Origin of the sequence: Marinospirillum alkaliphilum DSM 21637, from assembly GCF_900119735.1 — a bacterium.
GTDB classification, from domain to species: domain Bacteria; phylum Pseudomonadota; class Gammaproteobacteria; order Pseudomonadales; family Halomonadaceae; genus Marinospirillum; species Marinospirillum alkaliphilum.
Genome location: NZ_FPJW01000004.1, coordinates 41,769 through 61,267, shown reverse-complemented (window position 1 = coordinate 61,267; position 19,499 = coordinate 41,769). Strand labels below are relative to the sequence as shown.

Below are 19,499 nucleotides of genomic sequence, written 5' to 3'. Positions count from 1 at the left end.
ATGAATGTTGAAAGATCCTTTGCGCTTCTGGGCGGTGGTTTCGCAGGCTGCAGGATTTACGCTGATTGTGCTGCTGGAGACCTGGCTGGGGCGTGCTCAGGCAGGTTATTGGCAAATCCGTGTATTGGTAGTGATGCTGGCCATTGCGTTGGTGATTGCGGTGTTGCGGCGGTATCAGCAGCGCAAGGCCCAGCGCCTGGCAGCAAAACGTCGTCAGCTGCTGCAGGATGAAGCAGCCGACGATTGAAGCTGTTTACGGCATAATTTCAAGGTGATGCAGGCTGTTGATGCGGATGCGCCAGTCATGGTGGCGTGAGTTGTCACGCACCAGCCAGCCTCTGACACGTACAGCTTGACCTTGCAGTTGACGCAGTTGTTGTACTTCGTCTGCGGTGAGGTCGTTTTTTGGCCACTGCAGTGCCACTCGCCCTTCCAGGTTCAGCCACAGGTTGTCGCGGCTTTCTCCGATGCGTTCCACCCGTCCATGCAGGATCACGGCACCCTGGGTGCCGGCAGGAATGGCGGTGGCGGCAATGCCGGGGTGGTATTCAGTCTGTGACCAGATGCCACGGCGTGCCTGGCGGGCTTCACGCTCCACCGGTTTGAGGCATTCAGCATAGGCGGTGTTGGGTGCCAGAGTGACCTGCATCACATAACCCTGCTCCAGCAGCAGGCGTTGCACATTGCGTCCATCCGGCAGAAACAGCCAGGCCAGCAGGCGGCCATGACGGTCCTGAGCCTCAGTACCCAGATGCAGGTGTACCCGGTTGCCGGACATGGCCAGCAGCTGGCGCAGGTAATCCCGGCCTTCCAGTGCAAAGGGTTCGTGCGGGCGACCATCCCGCCCCAGTTCCGGTGCATCGATGCCCAGCACCCGCAGACGTTCACCACTGGCCAGGGTCAGGGTGTCGGCGTCATACACATTCGCCACCCGAGCTTCCCGATCCAACTGCTGAATGGGGCAGGGTTCGGCTTGCAGCAGTGAACTGAACAGCAGGCTGAGTAGCAGCAGTGCCAGTGGCTTATACGACTGAGTATGCAACCGGGCACGTGGCTGGGTGGGTTGTTGGGCAGGTGTAAGCCGGAACAGATGCATCACGGGTTTCAGACCTTCAGGTGTTTCATCAGACCTTGCAGATGAAAAAGCTGTTTGTAATCCCCTTCCACTTTAACAGCACCTTCCTGGATGGCACGCATGAAGGCGTTTTTGTCCTTGCTGGTGAGGGTCTGCCAGGCTTCAGTCGGGGTGTTGAACACCAGTTTCATGTCGGCCTGATCCAGATCGCCGCTGGTGCTTTGAATGCCATTTGGCTGCAGGCTGTAGCTCCGGCCCAGACGCTGATCGCTGGTTTTGATCACAAAACGCAGGGGTTGTTGTTCGAGTTTCTGACGAAAGGCTTCGTCCTTGCGCCAGGCACCTTTTAACAGGCGGCCGAGCATCCAGAGTAAAAAACGCAGTTTCAGCATGGTGGTGTTAATCCAGTTGGGTCAGTGGTGCAGCCAGAATAAAACAAGTGTTTTAAAAAGTCAGCTATCAGGATTATGGGGGGTTAACCTGCTCAGGCCAGCAAGGGCGGCAACAGCCGGGTCAGTCGAGCCTTCTGGCGCACGGCTTTACCGGACAGGGCAAAACCCAGCAATTGGCCCTGGGCATCCAGAAACTGGCCTTCCATGCCTTCTTCATCACCGCTGAACTGCCATTCCCCCCGGCTGCCAGCGGGTGGTGTGGCTGCCACCACCGGGCAGCGACTGGTTTTCACCAGCACCGGCAGGGCTTCCAGTGACAAGTGAGCGGTGTCATCACCGTGCAGCAGGCTGGCCAGCATCCGCGCACTGGCCATCAGGGGTTGCACATACATCAGGTTCAGGCCGTCAATTTCAGCACAGTCTCCCAGCGCATGGATATCCGGATCACTGGTTTGCAGTTGGCGGTTCACTCGTATGCCACGTCCGCAGTCCAGTCCGGCCTGTTGTGCCAGTTGAATGCGTGGTCGCAAGCCGGTGGCGCTGATGATGAGCCCAGCATCCAGGGTCTGGTGCTGATCGGTATTAACCTGCCATTGCCCTGGCTGGCCGCTGATGCTGGTGGCCGAGGTGTTCAGGTACTGTTTCAGCCCCTGTTGTTGCAGTGCCCATTGCAAGGGGGCGGCCACTGCTGCGGGCACCAGACCCGGCAACAGGTTGGCGCTGCGGGCCAGCAGGCTGACCGAATGACCGGCATTCAGCAGGTCCTGAGTCATTTCCACCCCTACCAGTCCGCCACCCAATACCACCACCGGTGTATCGGCGGTCAGTTGCTGGCGAAAGCGGCGATAGTCGTCCAGATCGTTGATCGACAGTAATGCACCTTCGGGTGAAGGTGTTGTCAGGCGCGGTGCCAGGGCTTCAGCACCGGTGGCAAGGACCAGTTGGTCGTAACGAATCAGGCCCTGCTCAGTGAGCAGGGTATGCTGTTCACGGTCAATGGCCTGGACTTGCCGATGATGACGAATTTCGATTTGCAGGCGTTTGGCCTGTTCATGGGCTGTGGCTTGAATCAGTTGTTCAGGCTGTTGTTTTTTGGCCAGTGCAGTTGATAGCAGCGGCTTGGAATAGGCTTCCCCGCCATCCTGAGTCAACATCAGGATCGGGCGATCATCACCCAGACGGCGTAACTCGGTGGCCAATTGGTATCCCGCCATGCCGGAGCCAAGGATCACCAGGGAGGCAGCAGGTGTTAAAGGCATCAGCTTGTCCTTGTGTTAGAATCCGGGGCCATTATAGACCGCCTTGCTCAGCTTTGGTTTTTCATGCATTTAACCGCCGCACCGCTAAAAATACAGATCCAGGCCAGGTTGCAGCAACTGGATGGCCGCCTGCCACCACGTTGGCTGCCAAGCAGTCATTTGACGGGTGCGCCCGCAGGTGCCTGGCGCAGCTGGTTGCAGGAGCAAGGTTCGTTAACCCTGAGGTTGCAGTCGCAGGCACGGCAAGGTTTTCGGGTGCGGGTATTAAGTGAAGGAGTGAGCCGAGTCCACCCGCAGGAAGCGCAATTGCTGCAAGCCGCTTCACATCGGGTTTGGGTGCGCCAGGTGTTGCTGGAAGTGGATGATCAACCCTGGGTGTTTGCCCGTTCGTTATTGCCGCTGGATGACCGGGGGTTGTTGCGTCGCCGGATTTTACAGGTCGGTAACCGTGCGCTGGGGCACATCCTGTTCAGTGACCCGCTGATCGAGCGTGGCCCCTTGATGTTCTGTGCACCGGGGCAACTGCCTTTTGACAGTTTATGGGGGCGCGCTTCCTGTTTTTACGGTGAACACCTGCGGTTGCTGGTGGCCGAACATTACCTGCAGCCCATGGCTGAGCGTTTGGCGTTGCCAACACTGCCTTATTACGCAACCGCTTTGATGCAAGGAGTGACCCCGTCATGACCCCCGCGCCACACCTGACTCCCTCCAATAGTTCCTGGCATCAGCGCTTGCCCGCTTTTGTGAACCTCACCCGGTTGAATCGCCCGATTGGCACCTGGCTGGTGATGTGGCCAACCCTGTGGGCCTTGTGGTTTGCAGCCGGTGGTTTTCCGGATTTAAAAGTGCTGCTGATTTTTGTACTGGGTGTGGTGCTGATGCGCTCGGCCGGTTGTGTGATCAATGACTATGCAGATCGCAATTTTGACGGTCATGTGCAGCGCACTCAGCAACGGCCACTGGCCACCGGGCAAGTGTCCACCCGCGAAGCCCTGACCTTGTTTGTGATTTTGTGTCTGCTGGCTTTTGTACTGGTGTTGTTCACCAATACCCTGACCATCCTGCTGGCACCGGTGGCGTTGCTGCTGGCAGCCTGTTATCCCTTTATGAAGCGTTACACCCACTTTCCTCAGGTGGTGTTGGGTGCGGCTTTTTCCTGGGCGATTCCAATGGCTTTTGCTGCCCAGACCGGCAGTCTGCATTGGGGGTTGTGGCTGGTGTTTCTGGCCAATCTGATGTGGACCGTGGCTTATGACACGGCTTATGCCATGGAAGATCGTGAAGATGATTTGAAAATCGGCGTGAAATCCACCGCGGTGTATTTTGGCCAGTATGACCGGCTGGCGATTGGCATCCTGCAGGCCTTTACCCTGTTGCTGTTACTGGCTGCCGGAGTGGCCTTTGAGCGGGGTGCAGTGTTTATGGTTGCCGGTGTCGGCGGCATGGCGCTGCTGTTCATCTGGCAGCAGTGGTTGATCCGTGATCGCCAGCGGGGGCCTTGCCTGCGTGCCTTTCTGAATAACCATTATGCCGGCATGCTGGTGTTTGCTGCCTTGTTTATCGACTATCTTCTGTATTGAGCGCCGGGCTGTCATCATCCTGTCATTTAGTGAAGTTGTAATAAGGATGAAATACGCTTGCAGCGTGCATGACAGGAAGGTGTTATGACAGCAAAAACTGTTCTCATCGTTGATGATGAAGCCCCGATTCGGGAAATGATTGCCGTGGCGCTGGAGATGGCTGATTACCAGTGCCTGGAAGCCGCTGACGCCCAGCAGGCCCACGGGCTGGTGGTGGATCGTCAGCCGGATCTGATTCTGCTGGACTGGATGATGCCCGGCACCAGTGGCATCGAGTTTGCCCGTCGCCTGAAGCGCGACCCGGTGACCGCCGAAATTCCGATCATCATGCTGACTGCCCGCAGCGAGGAAGACAACAAGATCCTCGGTCTGGAAGCCGGTGCCGATGATTACATCACCAAACCCTTTTCCCCGCGTGAACTGGTGGCCCGCCTGAAAGCGGTGCTGCGTCGTACTACCCCGGCGGGTATTGAAGAGCCGGTGGAAGTGGAAGGTTTGCGACTGGACCCGGTCAGCCACCGGGTGACTTCCGGTGAAACACCGCTGGAAGTGGGACCCACGGAATTCCGCCTGCTGCAGTTTTTCATGACCCACCAGGAACGGGCTTACACCCGTAATCAGTTGCTGGATCAGGTCTGGGGTGGCAATGTGTATGTCGAGGAGCGTACGGTGGATGTGCACATTCGCCGTCTGCGCAAGGCGCTCGGCCCTAAACATGAGCATCTGGTGCAAACCGTGCGCGGAACCGGTTACCGTTTTTCCACCAGGGTCTGATTCATTCGTGAAACAACTTGTCCACAGGGAGTTGCGTCGACTGCTGTTGCTGCTGGTGATCGGCGCACTGCTGGGTTGGGTTGCAGGTTATGGATGGGTCGGTGTGCTGTCTGGAGCTCTGTCCGGGTGCCTGGTTTATGCACTGCTGAACATCCATCAGTTATGGCGATTGCAGCGCTGGTTGCAGCAGCCTCAGTCAGAGCCGCCGGAAGCCAAAGGCTTGTGGGGTGAAGTATTTGATGCCCTTTATCATTACCAGCGCCAGCAATTACGCAGTCAACTGCGGCTGAAACAGACTCTGGATCGCATTCAGGAGTCGAGTCAGGCACTGCGTGATGGGGTGGTGATGATCGACAGCAAGGGCGACCTGGAGTGGTGGAACAAGGCCGCTGAAGGGCTGATTGGTCTGCGCCACCCCGGTGATCGTGGTCACCCCATTACTCACCTGCTGCGTGAGCCACGTTTTGTGGAGTATTTTGAGCAGCAGCGTTATGCCGAACCCTTGATTCTGCCATCCCCGATTGCCGAAGGGCGCACGCTGGAATACCAGGTCACGCTGTTTGGTGAAAATGAACGGCTGCTGCTGATCCGTGATTTCACCCGCATGCAGCGGCTGGAACGCATGCGGCAGGACTTCATTGCCAACGTGTCCCATGAACTGCGCACACCACTGACGGTTTTGTCCGGTTATCTGGAAACCTTCAGTGATCATGCCGATAACCTCCCCAGCAAATGGCAGCGTGGCCTGTTGCTGATGCGTCAGCAATCCACCCGCATGGAACATCTGGTGGAAGATCTGCTGACCCTGTCGCGCCTGGAAACCAGTGATTTTGAAGCGGAGGCAGAGCCGATTGATGTGGTGACGCTGCTGCGTTCCATTCGCACAGATGCGCTGGCGCTATCTGGTGAACTACACCGGGTGCAACTGGATCTGGACCCGCATCTGCAGATTTATGGTTCTGAAAAAGAGCTGCGCAGTGCTTTTTCCAATCTGGTGTTTAATGCAGTGAAGTACACACCCGCCGGTACTGAAATCCAGTTGCACTGGTTTCATGACCGAGCCGGGGCTCATCTGGAAGTGAAGGATAATGGCCCGGGTATTGATCCGGCTCATCTGCCGCGTTTAACCGAACGTTTTTACCGGGTGGATCAGGGGCGCTCCAGCTCCACCGGCGGTACGGGCCTGGGCCTGGCGATTGTAAAACACGTGATGTTGCGCCATCAGGGCAAGCTGGATATTCGCAGCCGCCAGGGTGAAGGCAGCAGTTTCACCTGCCACTTCCCGCTGTCCAAGGTTTACCTGTCAACCGACCAGTAACAAGACTTTAGCCAGTTGGGCTGCTGCTTCGGCGCTTTCCGGTTGCAACTGGATGCGCAGGTGGGCGGTGTCACACTCGGCAGTTTTTTCGGCCAGCTGCAGGCTGTAGACCAGTGCCGGTACACTGATGCGCACCGGTGCTTCATCAGTACCCGCAGCCAGTAACAGCTGTACCTGACCACCGAGGGATGGAAAGCCCTTGGGTGTTTTCAGGGTTAACAGCGCCTCTTCACGGTTGATCTCGCGGATGGCTACCGGGCAACGCTGCTGATCCCAGTTCAACAGCCCCTTGCCTTTGCTGCGCCTGGCAGGGGCCGCGGCGCGAGGAGCACCACCCCCGGCCAGCAATTCCGCGCCACCCGCTGCTGCGATACGATCCTTGCGCATCAGCGACATGGCTTCTTCACGGCTGACTCGACCCGACTTGATCAGTTGTTTCATGACCTTGTCGATCAGCTGTTTGGGTGAAAAGGGTTTGCTCAGGTAGTCACTGACACCAGCTTTACCGGCTTCCACCACATGTTCTTTCTGGTCCAGGCTGGTGATCAGCACAAAAGGCTGGGCTTTTAACGTCTCTTGTTTGCGCACCCATTTCAGCAGTTCGATACCGGTCATTTCCGGCATTTCCCAGTCACACAGCACCAGATCAAAACTGTGATTCTGCAGCAGTTGTTGAGCTTTTTTACCGTTCTCGGCCTGATGGATCTCAAAACCTTTCAATTCACTGCGCAGGGTTTTATCAATCAGTTCGCGGATGAACTTGTCATCATCAATGCTGAGAATGCGGATGGTGGTCATGGTCTGTTCCGTATCTGCGTGCTGAAAGTTTATGAAAGGGATTCTAACCTTTCCGCCTACCTGGATGCACGGTGATGCGATGTGTTTGTTAAAAAATGCAATCAGATGACATAAAACAGCTTCGCTGTAAGAAAAGTGTCATCCGGGCGTCAGATAATCCGTTTTCGAAGTCACCCACGTGAGAGAAAACATGCTGAATCGCCTGAATATTCCCATCCGCCTGTTGTTATTGGGTGGCGTTCCCATGCTGGGGTTGCTCCTGGTGTTGGTCGCCTCCTTTCGGGTCTCGGAATTCAAGGACGAACTTTTTGACCGGCTTTATGACCAGCATCTGGTCATTCTCGGTGATGTGCTCCATACCCAGCGTTTGCTGCAACAAACGGCGCTGGATGAGATACGCCGTTACCGGACTGGCTGGGCCAGTCAGGATGCAACCAGGGATTCAGTGACACAACTGCTGGAACAGGCAAAAGGTTACTGGTCTGCTTATCAATCGGTACGGCCGGATGCTGACAATGAGCTGGATCAGCAAGCGGATCAACAGGTGGAGCGAGCCTTGCGCCTGTATCAGGAGTGGTTGCAGCCAGCCGGTACTGATGCCCTGTTTGTGCGTATTCTCAATGAGTCCACCTTTAACGGTGAAGTGGGGCAGCATTTAAATGCCATGGGCCAGGCGCTGGATCAACTGGTGCAAGCCCAGATCCATGCTGCCGCTGATGTGCAGCAGGAAGCGGCAGGCCTGACCGAGCGTATGGCGGCCTGGTATCTGCTGGGCGGTACTGGCCTGGTGCTGGGTTCCTTGTTACTGGCCTGGCGTATTCAGCGTTCCATCAAGTTGCCGCTGTATGAACTGCGTCGTCTGATTCTTGCGGTGGAGCGGGATTCCGACCTGACCCTGCGATCTTCAGTCAGGGGCAGTGATGAGGTGGCAGAGGCTGCCACGGCATTGAACACCATGTTAAGCCACTTCCAGCAGTTGATTCAGGACATGGAGCGTAATGCCAACCAGCTGAAAAAACATGCCGGTCGTATGCACGCCATCAGTGAAGAAGTCAGCAGCAGTGCCATCAATCAGGCCAGTGAAACCGATCAGATGGCTGCATCCATCAGCCAGATGTCCCAGGCCATAGCGGATGTTGCCGCCAGTGCAGACCATGCCGCACGGCTGGCGCGTCAGGCGGATGTATTAAGCAGCGACGGTGCCGGAAAAGTCAGTGAGGGCATGCAGGTCACCGAGCAGCTGGCTGGACGGATGGCGAGTGCAGCCGAAATCATTGCCGGTCTGCATCGTGAATCAGCCAATATCTCCGGGGTGCTGGGGGTGATCCAGAACATTGCGGAACAGACCAACCTGCTGGCATTAAACGCAGCCATTGAAGCAGCACGAGCCGGAGAAGCCGGACGCGGATTTGCAGTGGTGGCTGATGAAGTGCGCAGTCTATCCGCCAGTACTGCCAGTGCCACTGAATCCATTCGCAAGATGCTGCAACAGTTGCAGCAGCAGGCTGATCTGGCGGTGGAGTCGATGCAGCAGGCCGGTGATCAGGTTAAAGGCAGTGTTGATTTTGCCCGCGAATCCAGTGTTGCCCTGGAAGCCATCAGCCAGGCGGTGCAGTCCATTGCCGAGGTGAATGCCGGTATTTCGGCTGCCACGGAACAGCAGAAGCTGGCAGCAGACCAGACCCGTGATGGTGTTGGACAGCTGAATGCAGATGTCACCCGACTCAGTCAGGAAGCTGGTGAGTCCACCCGCATCAGCCAGGAGCTGGCGGATCTGGCGGTCAGTCTGCGCACCAAGGTGCGCCAGTTCAAGGTGATCTGATGCAGTTGTTGCTGGCTGATGCCGTGCGCCATCCATTGCTGTTGCTGCTGGCCGAGGTTCGCACCCAGTTACAGGAATTGCAGCGGCTGCTGGAAAAACCGGGCGCTGCGTTGGCACAGGGTCTGCTGCGACGCCGTGGTCAGCCGCATCAACTGGCACACCGAGTGCAGCAGCGGGCGTTGGAGCAGCTGCACGCCAGTACAGATGGGCACTTGCTGCCTTCGGTGCGTGCTGCCGGTGATACTGCCGACGAGCTGGAGCGTATTGCCACCTTATGCCGGGAGGCAGCCCGGGAAGCCCTGCAACTGGAAGGTCAGCGCCTGCAAAGGCCGCAGCGTTACATCAAGCGCCTGCAGCAGGTGGATCAGACGCTGCAGCAACTTGAGCAATTGATCAGCACACCGGATGCCCATGAAATCCTTCGTATCAGTCGGGTGCAACGCAAGTTGACCCGCTTTTATCAGCGGGTGCGCAAAGCCCACCTGAAAGCCTTGAAACAGCAGGAGAATCCTGAGCTGCTGATCATCAGTCTGTTTCTGGCGCGTCATATCCATGAAATGGGGCAGGCACTGGTCAGCATCTGTGAGTCACTGATCAGTGTGCTGCTGGGCCAACCCATGAGTCCGGCACAACTGCGGTCATTAAAATCCATGATGACCCAATTGGGAGTGGAACCGGACTGGCAGGGGCTGTCACTGGCTCCGCTGGCTGAAACCCGTTCCGGCAACTCGATTGCAGCACTGGCCAGTGAAGCCGGAACCGGCAGTATGATTGGTGTGCTCAAGGAAGGTGAACTGCACAAGGTGAAAGAGGAAAAACGCGGATTGCGTCAGTGGAACAGCCTGTTTCCCGGCATTGCCCCGCAGATCCTGTCACACCATGACCAGGGTGATTCTGCATCCCTGATCATTGAGCACCTGCCGGGCCTGACCTTTGAGCGGTTGTTGTTGCAGGAGGATGCACCGGCATTGCAGGCCGGTATGACCCATTTGCTGGCACTGTTGCCCCAGGTATGGGAGGCAACCCTGCAGTCCCGCCCGATCAGCGGTCAGTACATGCGCCAACTGGGCAAACGCCTGCCCTCGGTTTACAACGTGCACCCGGAATTTCGGCGCTGGCAGCAGCAAGCCATGACGCTGGCTGATCTGTTGCAGGCAGCGGGGCAACTGGAGCAGAAGGCACCGGCCCCCTTTTCTGTCTATATTCACGGAGATTTCAATCTCGACAACCTCTTGTATGACGCCCGTGAAGAGAAGGTGCGTTTCATTGACCTGCACCGCTCAAGACAGATGGATTATGTACAGGATGTTTCGGTGTTCATGGTGTCCTGCCTGAGGTTGCCGCTGTTTGAAAGTGAATCACGCCAGCGCGCCCGGCAAACCGCCTGGCAGATGTTTGATATGGCACAGGCTTTTGCCAGCGCACATCAGGATGATGGCTTTGAGTTGCGCATGACCCTGGGCCTGGGGCGCAGTCTGATCACTTCCACCCGTTATCTGCTGGATCGGGCTCATGCCCGTGAACTGTTTGAGCAGGGTTGCAGGCTGCTGCTGGCATTGCATCAACAGAAACCCAACAAGCCCCTGCAGATTCATCTGAAGGAGTGGTTGCATGGCTGATCCACGTATTGCAGTGATAGGTACTCCCGGCAAGTGGTCCACTGAAGTGATGGCGGATGCACTGGAAGAGCGAACCGGTTTTCGGCTGGTGCTGGACCTGGCTGAACTGAGTCTGGATCTGCAACACCGGCGTCTGATGGCGCAGGGCATCAACCTCTGTGAACTGGATGCCATAGTGGTGCGCAAGGTCGGTGCACAGCCCGGCCCCCTGACCCTGCAGCGGCTGGAAATGCTGCGGGTGGCGGAAGCGGCTGGAGTTCGGGTGTTCAGCCCGGCGGGCAGTCTGTTGCGCTTGCTGGATCGGCTGGCCTGTACCGTGACACTGCGCAATCAGGATCTGCCGATGCCTGCCACACGCATCACGGCCAGTGAAAAGGAAGCCCTGCAGTGCATTCAGCAGTGGGGGCAGGTGATTTTAAAGCCCATGTTTTCCAGCAAGGCGCGTGGCATGCTGCCCCTGTCGGCAGAGCAGCCGGAAGCAGAATTAAAAGCGGCACTGGCAGACTATCACCAGCAGCACCCGCTGCTTTATGTGCAGCAGCGCATTCATCTGCCGGGGCAGGACATGGCGCTGGTTTTTCTGGGCGGTGAATACCTGGGCGCTTATGCCAGGGTGGCAGCAGAGGGAGCCTGGAACACCAGCACCAGTAACGGTGGCCGTTATGCTGCCTGTCAGCCGGATGCCTCACTGATTGATCTGGCATGGCGCGCACAAAAGCCCTTCGGACTGGACTTTGCCACGGTGGATCTGGCGCTGGGTGAACAGGGGCCGGTGGTGTTTGAGGTTTCGGCACTGGGCGGATTTCGTGGCTGTCAGACCGCCACCGGGCTGGATATTGCCGGTTATTGTGCCGAACATGCCCTGCAGCAGTTGCGCCAGGGTCTGGCATGACACCCTTTAAACATCTGCTGGCCACCGCAGAAGCCTGGCCTTTGCCGCAGGCTTGCCAGTTATTGCCGGATGCAAGCCGCTGGCCTCATCAGCCGGTGATTTTCATCAGTGATCTGCATGCCACCCCGGAAGCCCTGACCACCAGCCTGCTGGCCACCGGTTTTTTTGGGCTGGATGCTGAGGGTGAGTTACAGCCGCTGCTGCCGGTCAGTGACTTTCGATTGGTGCTGGGCGGTGATTATTTTGACAAGGGCCAGCAACCGCTGAAGCTGGTGCAGCAGTTGTTGCGACTGCAGCAGCAGGTGCAACTGACACTGCTGGCCGGTAATCATGATGTACGCACTTATCTGGCAATGCAGGCAGTGGGGCGTAGCAGTGATCCCCTGACCGGGCATTTTTTTCTGCGTCAGGGCAGTCGTTTTTTCAGCTGGGCGGATGCTTTGCGGCGTGATCTGGATGAAGCTGCCCAGCCGGATGAAGCAACCTGTTGTCAGCGGCTGTTGCCACCGGATGACTGGGTCGTGCGTTTTTCCGAAGCGGTGGCAGGTCGGTTGCCGGTGTTGCAAGTGGAAGCGGAAATTCGTCGTTTTGCCCGTCGGCGGGATGCTTTTCTGGCCGAGCGTAAAAAGCGCCGGATGAGCTGGCGTCAGGTGCATGCGGTGGCAGAGTGCTGGCGCAGCCGGTTTTTGCATCCTGAGGGTGAGGCCTTTGCTTTCACCGCTGCCCTGCAACTGCTGCACCGGGATGCCGGTGTGTTGTTCAGCCATGCCGGTGTTGATGACTCTCAGGCTCAGGCTCTGCTGCAGCAAGGTGTGGCTGCCATGGATCAGCAGTTTCAGGTGCAGTTGTTAAGCGGCCAGGATGAAATGGCATTTGCCGTTTATTTCAGTGCTGCTGCCAGCCTGCTGCGTACCAAATACCGCAGCCATGAATGGGCCTTCACGCAACAGGGTGCAACAGCGCTGAGCCAATCCGGCATTCAGCTGCTGGTGAATGGTCATCGCAACCTCACCGCAGGTCAGCAACTGGTCTGTCGCGAAGGCTTGCTGTGCATTGATGCCGACATCAGTCTGAACCCGACAACGCGCCGGGAAAACGGACTGAAAGGTGAGGGTGCCGGGTTTACCCTGCTGCTGCCAGATGCACAGGTGCTGGCAGTGGCTGCAGACTACCCCCGGCCGCGTTTGTTACGAGTTGGTTGAGGCTGTTTGTGGTCGTCCCGGTGGCAGCGCCAGAGACACCAGAGCAGCCAGCAACACCAGCAGGGCTGAAATCCACAGGCAGGCTTCCAGTCCATAAACCTGATACACCCAACCGGATAGCAGAGTGCCAGACAGGCGACCCATGGCATTGGCCATGTAATAAAAACCAACATCCAGGGATACACCATCGCCACGGGCATAACTGACAATCAGGTAGCTGTGCAGTGAAGAGTTGACCGCAAACACTGCGCCAAAGATCAGCAGACCCGTGACCAGCACCTGTGCCGGGTCCAGATCCGTCATGAAACCCAGAGCAATCAGTGCCGGCAACAATGCCAGCAACAGTCCCCAACTGACCACTGTACCACGACCGGGGATCTGCCCGGAGGCCTTGCCGGTGAAGCGTGGAGCCAGTGATTGCACCACTCCGTAACCCAGAATCCACACCGCCATGAAGCCACCCACCAGCCAGAAATCCCAGCCCAGGGTTTCTTTCAGGAATACCGGCAAGGCCACCACAAACCATACATCCCGCGAGGCAAACAGGAACAGCCGCGCAGCTGACAGGAAGTTGATGGCTCGGCTCTTGGAAAACACATCCGTGAACTTGGGCTTGTTTTTCATCCGCCCCAACTCTTCTTTCAGGGTGAAGATGGAAAACAACCACACCAGCGCCAGCATGGCCGCCATGGCCAGCAGTGCCCCACTGAAACCGACCAGCGTCAGCAGCAGCGCACCGAGGAAAAAGCCGATGCCCTTCAAGGCATTTTTGGAGCCGGTCAGTAATGCCACCCACTGATACAAACGGCCCTGAGCCTGTTCCGGCACCAGCAGCTTGATGCTGCTTTTGGCGCTCATCTTGTTCAGGTCCTTGGCAATGCCGGACAAAGCCTGGGCCAGCATCACCCACACCAGCGTCAGGTATTCGGCGGGTACCGTCAGCATCAGCAGGGCACCGACCTGCAAGGCCAGGCCGATGTTCATGGTGCGATTCAACCCGATGCGGGCACCCAGCCAGCCGCCCACCAGATTGGTGATGACACCAAACACCTCATAAAACACAAACAACAGTGCAATCTGCAGCGGGCTGTAACCCAGCAGGTGGAAGTGCAGCACCACCAGCATGCGCAGGGCACCGTCAGTGAGGGTGAAGGCCCAGTAGTTGCCGGTGACAATCAGGTATTGCCGCACCGCCAGTGGTAGTCCTGCCAGCATCATGCAGCGCCCTGATCCAGCAGCCCAACCTTGCGAGCCAGCTCCGCCAGTCGCAGGGCATAACCCCACTCATTGTCATACCAGGCGTAGATTTTCACATGGGTGCCATTAACGACCATGGTGGACAGGGCATCCACAATGCTGGAACGGGGGTCACCCTTGTAATCAATGGATACCAGCGGACGTTCTTCATAACCCAGAATGCCTTTTAACGGGCCATCCGCCGCAGCCTTCAGCAGTGCATTCACTTCCTCGGCACTGGTGGCGCGCTCCACTTCAAACACACAATCGGTCAGTGATGCATTGGCCAGTGGCACCCGTACCGCATGACCATTAATGCGTCCGGCCAGCTCCGGGAAGATTTCGATGATGGCCTTGGCCGATCCGGTGGTGGTGGGAATCAGGCTCATGCCGCAGGCACGGGCACGACGCAGGTCCTTGTGGGGTGCATCCAGAATGGTCTGGGTGTTGGTCAGGTCGTGGATGGTGGTCATGCTGGCATGGCGAATGCCCAGGGCTTCATGAATCACCTTGACCACCGGCGCCAGGCAGTTGGTGGTGCAGGAGGCAGCAGTGACAATCCGGTGTTGGGTTGGATCATACAGGGTGTCATTCACACCCATCACCACATTCAGTACACCGGCTTCCTTGATCGGGGCTGAAACCACCACCCGTCTTACACCCTGATCCAGATAGGCCTGTAGCACTTCAGTGGTCTTTTTCTTGCCGGAACATTCCAGGACCAGATCACAGCCGGACCAGTCGACATCAGCAATTTCTTTCTGCTGGCTGCAGCGCAGGGTGCGACCGTTAATGATCATCTGGTCACCTTCGGCATGGGCCTCGTGTTGCCAGCGACCTTGCACGGAATCAAAGTTCAGCAGGTGTGCCAGGCTGGTTGCATCCGCTGCCGGGTCATTGATCTGCACAAATTCCAGTTCCGGCCAGTCCCAGGCACCGCGTAATGCCAGCCTGCCCATACGACCAAAACCATTGATGCCTACTTTGATTGCCATGATTCACCTCGTCAAAACCACGATTCATATGTTTAACACAACATATATGTGTTGGGGTATATGCGCAATACTGAGGGTGAACCATGACACTAAGATGACAATGGCTCAGCGTTTGGGTCGACTTTGCACGATGGCCTGCAGCTGGTCATCATCCTTGTGACGCACATCCAGCCCCTGCACCAGATAAATGGTGTACTCACAGACATTGCGGGCGTGATCACCAATGCGTTCAATGGCGCGACCCACCCAGGTCATTTCCACGATGCGGGTGATGTTGCGGGGGTCTTCCATCATGTAGGTCATGTTCTGGCGCAGGATGGCTTCATAATCACTGTCGATGGATTTGTCTTGCAGTGCGGCAGCCAGGGCTTTGTCAGCGTCCATTTCACGAAAGGCCTGCAGGGTGTTCTGCAGCATGCTGATGACATGGCTGCCGATCAGCTCAAATTCACCATACTGCTTCTGGTAACGTTCATCGGCATCCGCCAGTTTCACGGCAATGCGCGCAATGCGTTTGGCCTGATCACCAATGCGCTCCAGATCCTTGATGGCCTTCATGATGGCGACCACGGCACGCAGGTCACCGGCCGCCGGTTGGCGTCGAGCCAGAATCTGGATGCAGTGATCATCAATTTCCAGTTCCAGTTCATTGATGCGGGTGTCCTTGCTGATCACATCCTGTGCCAGGGCAACATCGCCTCGAATGAAGGCAAACAGGGCGGACTCGGTCTGTTCGGTGACCAGTTCACCCATGGCCAGCAGGTCGCTGACGATGCCTTCCATTTCTTCATCAAAACGTTGTGAGATGTGTCCGTCAATGCGTTGGGTACTCATGTCTGACTCCCGATCAGCCGAAACGGCCAGTGATGTAGTCTTCGGTACGTGAATCCTGCGGATTGGTGAAGATTTCACGGGTATCGTTCAGCTCCACCAGATTACCGAGGTGGAAAAATGCCGTCTTGTCGGAAACCCGTGCTGCTTGCTGCATGTTGTGGGTCACGATGGCGATGGTGTAACTGCCTTTCAGCTCATCAATCAGCTCTTCAATGATGGACGTGGCAATTGGGTCCAGTGCCGAACAGGGTTCGTCCATCAGAATCACTTCCGGGCTGACAGCAATGGCACGGGCAATGCACAGGCGCTGCTGCTGACCACCGGACAGACCGGTGCCGGGTGCCTCCAGACGATCCTTCACCTCGTCCCAGAGACCGGCGCGACGCAGACTGGACTCCACCACTTCATCCAGATCGCGCTTGTTGTCGACCAGACCGTGCAGGCGCGGGCCATAAGCAATGTTTTCAAAAATCGATTTGGGGAAGGGGTTGGGTTTCTGGAACACCATGCCGACCTGCGCGCGCAGTTGCACCACGTCCAGGCTGCGGTCGTAGATGTCCTTGCCATCCAGTGTCACCAGACCGGTGACGCGAGCGGTATCGATGGTGTCATTCATGCGGTTCAGGCAACGCAGGAAGGTGGACTTGCCGCAACCGGATGGACCGATGAAGGCAATCACCTCATTTTCGAGGATGTCCATGTTGATGCCGTGCAGGGCTTCATTATCCCCGTAAAACACCTTCACATCGCGGGCACTCATTTTCACGGCGTGTTCGGCCTGAGCGGCGTTATCCTTTTTTTCACCAAAACTGACTTGCATGGTATTCATGGCTGGCTGTCCTCTCATGGCTTACCAACGTGTTTCAAAATGTCTGCGCAGCCAGATCGCCAGCGCATTAAGGGAGATCATCAGGGCCAGCAGCACAATGATGGCTGCTGAAGTGCGTGCTTCGAAGAAGTTACGCAGCTCGTTGCCCTGCCACAGGTAGATCTGTACCGGCAGGGCGGTGGACTGGTCAAAGGGGCTGCCGGGTACACTGGCAACAAAAGAACTCATGCCAATCAACAGCAGTGGTGCGGCTTCACCCAGTGCCTGGGCAACACCCAGAATGGAGCCGGTGAGAATGCCGGGAATCGCCAGTGGCAACACATGGTGGAATACCGACTGCACCTTGGAGGCACCAATACCCAGTGCCGCCTGACGGATGGACGGTGGAATGGCCTTGAGGGTGGAGCGGGTGGCAATGATCACGGTGGGCAGGGTCATCAATGACAACACCAGGCCACCGACAATCGGTGCTGACAAGGGCAGTTTGAACCAGAGGATGAACACCGATGCACCCAGCAGACCAAACACAATGGAGGGTACGGCGGCGAGGTTGTTGATGTTCACTTCAATCAGATCGGTCAGGCGGTTTTTCGGTGCAAACTCTTCCAGGTAAATGGCCGAGGCCACACCCACTGGCACCGCCAGGAACATCACGATCAGCATCATCATCAGTGAGCCCATGAAGGCACCGGCCAGACCGGCAGATGCCAGTGAACTGCGCGAGTCAGCATTCATGAACAGGGCGGTGCTGAACTGGTTGCGAATGATGCCGCGTTCGGCCAGCTCATCCGCCCAGGCGCGGGTGCGCGCACTTAACTGCTGTTGACTGTCCGGCAGGCTGCGGTCGATGTTGCCCTTTAACCAGACATCCACGTTGGCATCCGCCAGCAGTTTCAGGCGCAGGGTCTGACCCACAATGGCCGGGTTGTCTTCCACCAGCTGACGCAGTCCAAAACGTTCACCACTGGTCACCAGGCGCATGGCATCCCGCTGATAACGGGGTGCTTCCGGCAGCACTTCAGCCAGAGAGTTAAGAATGATGCGGTTGAAATTCACAAAGCCCAGGTCGGTTTGCCAGGCCAGCATACGCTGCTGGAAGGCACCGTCACTTTCACCGGGCTGGCGCACCGGCTTTTCATCAATTTCGATGATTTCCGGGTCAAAATACACATCCAGTGTCAGGGTGGCCTGCCAGAAGGCAGGTAAACCTTTGGACAGAATGGTGATGAACAGGATGGCCACAAAAGACAGGGCCACAGTCACTGCTGCCATACCGTAAAGGCGAAAGCGTTTTTCACTGGCATGGCGGCGTTTTAAGGACGCAGCCACACGCTGTTGCATCAGATCGCGTTTCTGAGCCAGATCCATGAGGTCTGGCTGCTGGGTCTTGGTTTGCTCGGAATCAGAAGGGGTCATGGCTTCACTCATACTGTTCACGGTATTTGCGGACAATCACCAGTGCCACCACGTTCAGCAGCAGGGTGATGACAAACAGGGTCAGGCCCAGGGCAAAGGCCACCAGTGACTGGGGGCTGGCAAAGTCCAGGTCGCCGGTTAACTGGTTGACGATGGTGACGGTCATGGTGGACACCGCCTCAAAGGGGTTGGCTGTTAATACCGGGCTGTTACCGGCGGCCAGCACCACAATCATGGTTTCACCAATGGCACGGCTGGCGGCCAGCAGGATGGCACCGACAATACCGGGCAGTGCTGCAGGCAAAACCACCTTGCGGATGGTTTCTGATTTGGTGGCGCCCAGTCCCAGGGAGCCGTCTCGCATGGCTTTGGGTACCTGGGTGATGATGTCGTCACTGAGTGAAGAGATGAACGGAATGATCATGATGCCCATCACCACACCAGCGGTTAAGGCTGAGGTGGTACGAATTTCCAGTCCGAAGCTGGCGCCCAGCTGGTTCAGGAAAGGGCCAACAGTGATCAGGGCAAAAAAGCCGTAAACAATGGTTGGAATACCGGCCAGCACCTCAATGATGGGTTTGGCCGTGGAGCGGACCTTGGATGGCGCATATTCAGCCATGTAGATGGCTGCCATCAGACCGACCGGGATCGCCACTGCCAGTGCAATCAGGGCGATCATCAGGGTGCCCCACAGCAGTGGCAACATGCCAAATCCGGTCTGGCCATCGGTGCCGACCGTCGAAAAACGAGGGTTCCAGGTGGTGCCAAAAAAGAAATCCAGCGGGTTCACAAAGGTAAAGAAGCGGAAGGCTTCGCCCAGCATCGACAGCACAATGCCGACGGTGGTCAGGATGGCCACGGTGGAACAGATGATCAGCAGCCAGCGAATGATGCTTTCCATCTGATTGCGGGCGCGCAAATGGGGTTCGATCCGGCGCCAGGCCAGTACCAGTGCAGTGGCGGCCACGGCAGCCATCAACGCCGTCATCAGGGTGCGGCCGATGCCGTGCAACTGGTTCAGGTAAGCCGCAGCGGCCAGTTCGTAATCAGCTGCTTCTTCAGTCAAACCAAAACCTGAGGCCAGATTGGCCAGGCGGCGCAGCAGAATACGCTGTTCGGTATCCGTGGTCGGTTGGAATTCAGGTGGAAGTTGGGCGAGTACCAAGGCGTTGATGATGCCAGGCTGTGCCAGACTCCAGACTGCAAAAATGGCTGCTGCCGGGACTACGGCCCAGAAAGCCACCAGCATGCCGTGGTAGGTGGGACGCGAATGCATCCGGAAGCCTGTCCCATTGGTGGTGACAGCCACCCGTTTGCTGCGGGTCAGACCCAGCTGATAAGCCAGTGCCATGACCATCAGCAACAGCGTCATCAATACCAGATTACTCATATATGTTTTGCCCTATATCTTGCTGATGTGCAAAAACCGGGGATGCAAGCAGAGCCCCGGTTCTTGTG

General features: G+C 57.1%; 19 protein-coding genes. 9 read left to right on the top strand and 10 right to left on the bottom strand.

Going from position 1 to position 19,499, the window contains the following annotated elements; genetic code table 11:
- Positions 1 to 4 precede the first annotated feature (4 nt).
- Positions 5 to 247, top strand: coding sequence for a hypothetical protein (locus BT114_RS07125; RefSeq protein ID WP_072325677.1), 243 nt, complete (start codon positions 5 to 7; stop codon positions 245 to 247).
- A gap of 6 nt (positions 248 to 253) precedes the next feature.
- Here the strand turns inward: BT114_RS07125 and BT114_RS07120 are convergent, their stop codons facing one another.
- The 3 genes from BT114_RS07120 to BT114_RS07110 form a co-directional block, all read right to left on the bottom strand.
- Positions 254 to 1,096: a thermonuclease family protein gene (locus BT114_RS07120; RefSeq protein ID WP_072325676.1), complete on the bottom strand. Its 843-nt coding sequence runs from the start codon at positions 1,094 to 1,096 to the stop codon at positions 254 to 256.
- 8 nt (positions 1,097 to 1,104) lie between these two features.
- On the bottom strand, positions 1,105 to 1,467 hold the full coding sequence (locus BT114_RS07115; protein WP_072325675.1) for an SCP2 sterol-binding domain-containing protein: 363 nt from the start codon (positions 1,465 to 1,467) through the stop codon (positions 1,105 to 1,107).
- A gap of 92 nt (positions 1,468 to 1,559) precedes the next feature.
- Positions 1,560 to 2,726: an FAD-dependent oxidoreductase gene (locus tag BT114_RS07110; RefSeq protein WP_072325674.1), complete on the bottom strand. Its 1,167-nt coding sequence runs from the start codon at positions 2,724 to 2,726 to the stop codon at positions 1,560 to 1,562.
- A gap of 63 nt (positions 2,727 to 2,789) precedes the next feature.
- On the opposite strand from BT114_RS07110, the gene BT114_RS07105 reads away from it, so the two are divergent.
- From BT114_RS07105 to phoR, 4 genes are all read left to right on the top strand, one after another.
- Positions 2,790 to 3,410, top strand: coding sequence for a chorismate--pyruvate lyase family protein (locus BT114_RS07105; RefSeq protein ID WP_084661988.1), 621 nt, complete (start codon positions 2,790 to 2,792; stop codon positions 3,408 to 3,410).
- Entirely contained in the window at positions 3,407 to 4,306 is a 900-nt protein-coding gene (ubiA, locus tag BT114_RS07100; RefSeq protein ID WP_072325673.1) for a 4-hydroxybenzoate octaprenyltransferase, read from the top strand. The genes BT114_RS07105 and ubiA overlap by 4 nt, the downstream gene beginning before the upstream one ends.
- Positions 4,307 to 4,390: 84 nt before the next feature.
- On the top strand, positions 4,391 to 5,080 hold the full coding sequence (phoB, locus tag BT114_RS07095) for a phosphate regulon transcriptional regulator PhoB (protein ID WP_072325672.1): 690 nt from the start codon (positions 4,391 to 4,393) through the stop codon (positions 5,078 to 5,080).
- A 7-nt stretch (positions 5,081 to 5,087) separates the two neighbouring features.
- A complete protein-coding gene (gene phoR, locus BT114_RS07090; RefSeq protein ID WP_072325671.1) occupies positions 5,088 to 6,398 on the top strand; it encodes a phosphate regulon sensor histidine kinase PhoR in 1,311 nt (436 codons plus the stop codon).
- On the opposite strand, the gene BT114_RS07085 is transcribed toward phoR, so the two are convergent.
- The gene (locus BT114_RS07085; protein ID WP_072325670.1) at positions 6,384 to 7,196 is read right to left on the bottom strand and encodes a response regulator; all 813 of its coding nucleotides are present in this window, start codon (positions 7,194 to 7,196) and stop codon (positions 6,384 to 6,386) included. The two genes, phoR and BT114_RS07085, sit on opposite strands and share 15 nt — an antisense overlap.
- Before the next feature lie 190 nt (positions 7,197 to 7,386).
- Here BT114_RS07085 and BT114_RS14950 point away from each other — a divergent pair, with 190 nt between their 5' ends.
- The 4 genes from BT114_RS14950 to BT114_RS07065 are packed head-to-tail and all read left to right on the top strand — an operon-like array spanning position 7,387 to position 12,731.
- On the top strand, positions 7,387 to 9,018 hold the full coding sequence (locus tag BT114_RS14950; protein WP_072325669.1) for a methyl-accepting chemotaxis protein: 1,632 nt from the start codon (positions 7,387 to 7,389) through the stop codon (positions 9,016 to 9,018).
- Positions 9,018 to 10,637, top strand: coding sequence for a phosphotransferase (locus BT114_RS07075; protein WP_072325668.1), 1,620 nt, complete (start codon positions 9,018 to 9,020; stop codon positions 10,635 to 10,637). The genes BT114_RS14950 and BT114_RS07075 overlap by 1 nt, the downstream gene beginning before the upstream one ends.
- A complete protein-coding gene (locus BT114_RS07070) occupies positions 10,630 to 11,529 on the top strand; it encodes a GAK system ATP-grasp enzyme (protein ID WP_072325667.1) in 900 nt (299 codons plus the stop codon). Before BT114_RS07075 ends, BT114_RS07070 begins: the two co-directional genes overlap by 8 nt.
- Positions 11,526 to 12,731 (top strand): metallophosphoesterase, encoded by a 1,206-nt coding sequence (locus tag BT114_RS07065; protein WP_072325666.1) that lies wholly within the window; start codon positions 11,526 to 11,528, stop codon positions 12,729 to 12,731. The genes BT114_RS07070 and BT114_RS07065 overlap by 4 nt, the downstream gene beginning before the upstream one ends.
- Here BT114_RS07065 and arsJ read toward each other — a convergent pair.
- From arsJ to pstC, 6 genes are all read right to left on the bottom strand, one after another.
- Entirely contained in the window at positions 12,717 to 13,946 is a 1,230-nt protein-coding gene (gene arsJ, locus BT114_RS07060; RefSeq protein ID WP_218163474.1) for an organoarsenical effux MFS transporter ArsJ, read from the bottom strand. The genes BT114_RS07065 and arsJ overlap by 15 nt on opposite strands.
- Positions 13,946 to 14,962 (bottom strand): ArsJ-associated glyceraldehyde-3-phosphate dehydrogenase, encoded by a 1,017-nt coding sequence (locus tag BT114_RS07055; RefSeq protein ID WP_072325664.1) that lies wholly within the window; start codon positions 14,960 to 14,962, stop codon positions 13,946 to 13,948. The genes arsJ and BT114_RS07055 overlap by 1 nt, the downstream gene beginning before the upstream one ends.
- 105 nt (positions 14,963 to 15,067) lie before the next feature.
- Positions 15,068 to 15,796 carry a phosphate signaling complex protein PhoU gene (phoU, locus tag BT114_RS07050; RefSeq protein ID WP_072325663.1) on the bottom strand — a complete coding sequence of 243 codons (729 nt, stop codon included), beginning with the start codon at positions 15,794 to 15,796 and terminating at the stop codon, positions 15,068 to 15,070.
- A gap of 13 nt (positions 15,797 to 15,809) precedes the next feature.
- Positions 15,810 to 16,616 (bottom strand): phosphate ABC transporter ATP-binding protein PstB, encoded by an 807-nt coding sequence (pstB, locus tag BT114_RS07045; protein WP_342715776.1) that lies wholly within the window; start codon positions 16,614 to 16,616, stop codon positions 15,810 to 15,812.
- A gap of 30 nt (positions 16,617 to 16,646) precedes the next feature.
- A complete protein-coding gene (pstA, locus tag BT114_RS07040; protein ID WP_143142791.1) occupies positions 16,647 to 18,053 on the bottom strand; it encodes a phosphate ABC transporter permease PstA in 1,407 nt (468 codons plus the stop codon).
- Positions 18,046 to 19,431, bottom strand: coding sequence for a phosphate ABC transporter permease subunit PstC (gene pstC, locus BT114_RS07035; RefSeq protein ID WP_072325661.1), 1,386 nt, complete (start codon positions 19,429 to 19,431; stop codon positions 18,046 to 18,048). Before pstC ends, pstA begins: the two co-directional genes overlap by 8 nt.
- Positions 19,432 to 19,499: the final 68 nt, after the last annotated feature.

Coding starts and splice junctions, on each gene's coding strand:
- BT114_RS07125 (WP_072325677.1), top strand. CDS start 5: ATGTTGAAAGATCCTTTGCGCTTCTGGGCGGTGGTTTCGCAGGCTGCA.
- BT114_RS07120 (WP_072325676.1), bottom strand. CDS start 1,096: ATGCATCTGTTCCGGCTTACACCTGCCCAACAACCCACCCAGCCACGT.
- BT114_RS07115 (WP_072325675.1), bottom strand. CDS start 1,467: ATGCTGAAACTGCGTTTTTTACTCTGGATGCTCGGCCGCCTGTTAAAA.
- BT114_RS07110 (WP_072325674.1), bottom strand. CDS start 2,726: ATGCCTTTAACACCTGCTGCCTCCCTGGTGATCCTTGGCTCCGGCATG.
- BT114_RS07105 (WP_084661988.1), top strand. CDS start 2,790: ATGCATTTAACCGCCGCACCGCTAAAAATACAGATCCAGGCCAGGTTG.
- ubiA (WP_072325673.1), top strand. CDS start 3,407: ATGACCCCCGCGCCACACCTGACTCCCTCCAATAGTTCCTGGCATCAG.
- phoB (WP_072325672.1), top strand. CDS start 4,391: ATGACAGCAAAAACTGTTCTCATCGTTGATGATGAAGCCCCGATTCGG.
- BT114_RS07085 (WP_072325670.1), bottom strand. CDS start 7,196: ATGACCACCATCCGCATTCTCAGCATTGATGATGACAAGTTCATCCGC.
- BT114_RS14950 (WP_072325669.1), top strand. CDS start 7,387: ATGCTGAATCGCCTGAATATTCCCATCCGCCTGTTGTTATTGGGTGGC.
- BT114_RS07075 (WP_072325668.1), top strand. CDS start 9,018: ATGCAGTTGTTGCTGGCTGATGCCGTGCGCCATCCATTGCTGTTGCTG.
- BT114_RS07070 (WP_072325667.1), top strand. CDS start 10,630: ATGGCTGATCCACGTATTGCAGTGATAGGTACTCCCGGCAAGTGGTCC.
- BT114_RS07065 (WP_072325666.1), top strand. CDS start 11,526: ATGACACCCTTTAAACATCTGCTGGCCACCGCAGAAGCCTGGCCTTTG.
- arsJ (WP_218163474.1), bottom strand. CDS start 13,946: ATGCTGGCAGGACTACCACTGGCGGTGCGGCAATACCTGATTGTCACC.
- BT114_RS07055 (WP_072325664.1), bottom strand. CDS start 14,962: ATGGCAATCAAAGTAGGCATCAATGGTTTTGGTCGTATGGGCAGGCTG.
- phoU (WP_072325663.1), bottom strand. CDS start 15,796: ATGAGTACCCAACGCATTGACGGACACATCTCACAACGTTTTGATGAA.
- pstB (WP_342715776.1), bottom strand. CDS start 16,616: ATGCAAGTCAGTTTTGGTGAAAAAAAGGATAACGCCGCTCAGGCCGAA.
- pstA (WP_143142791.1), bottom strand. CDS start 18,053: ATGAGTGAAGCCATGACCCCTTCTGATTCCGAGCAAACCAAGACCCAG.
- pstC (WP_072325661.1), bottom strand. CDS start 19,431: ATGAGTAATCTGGTATTGATGACGCTGTTGCTGATGGTCATGGCACTG.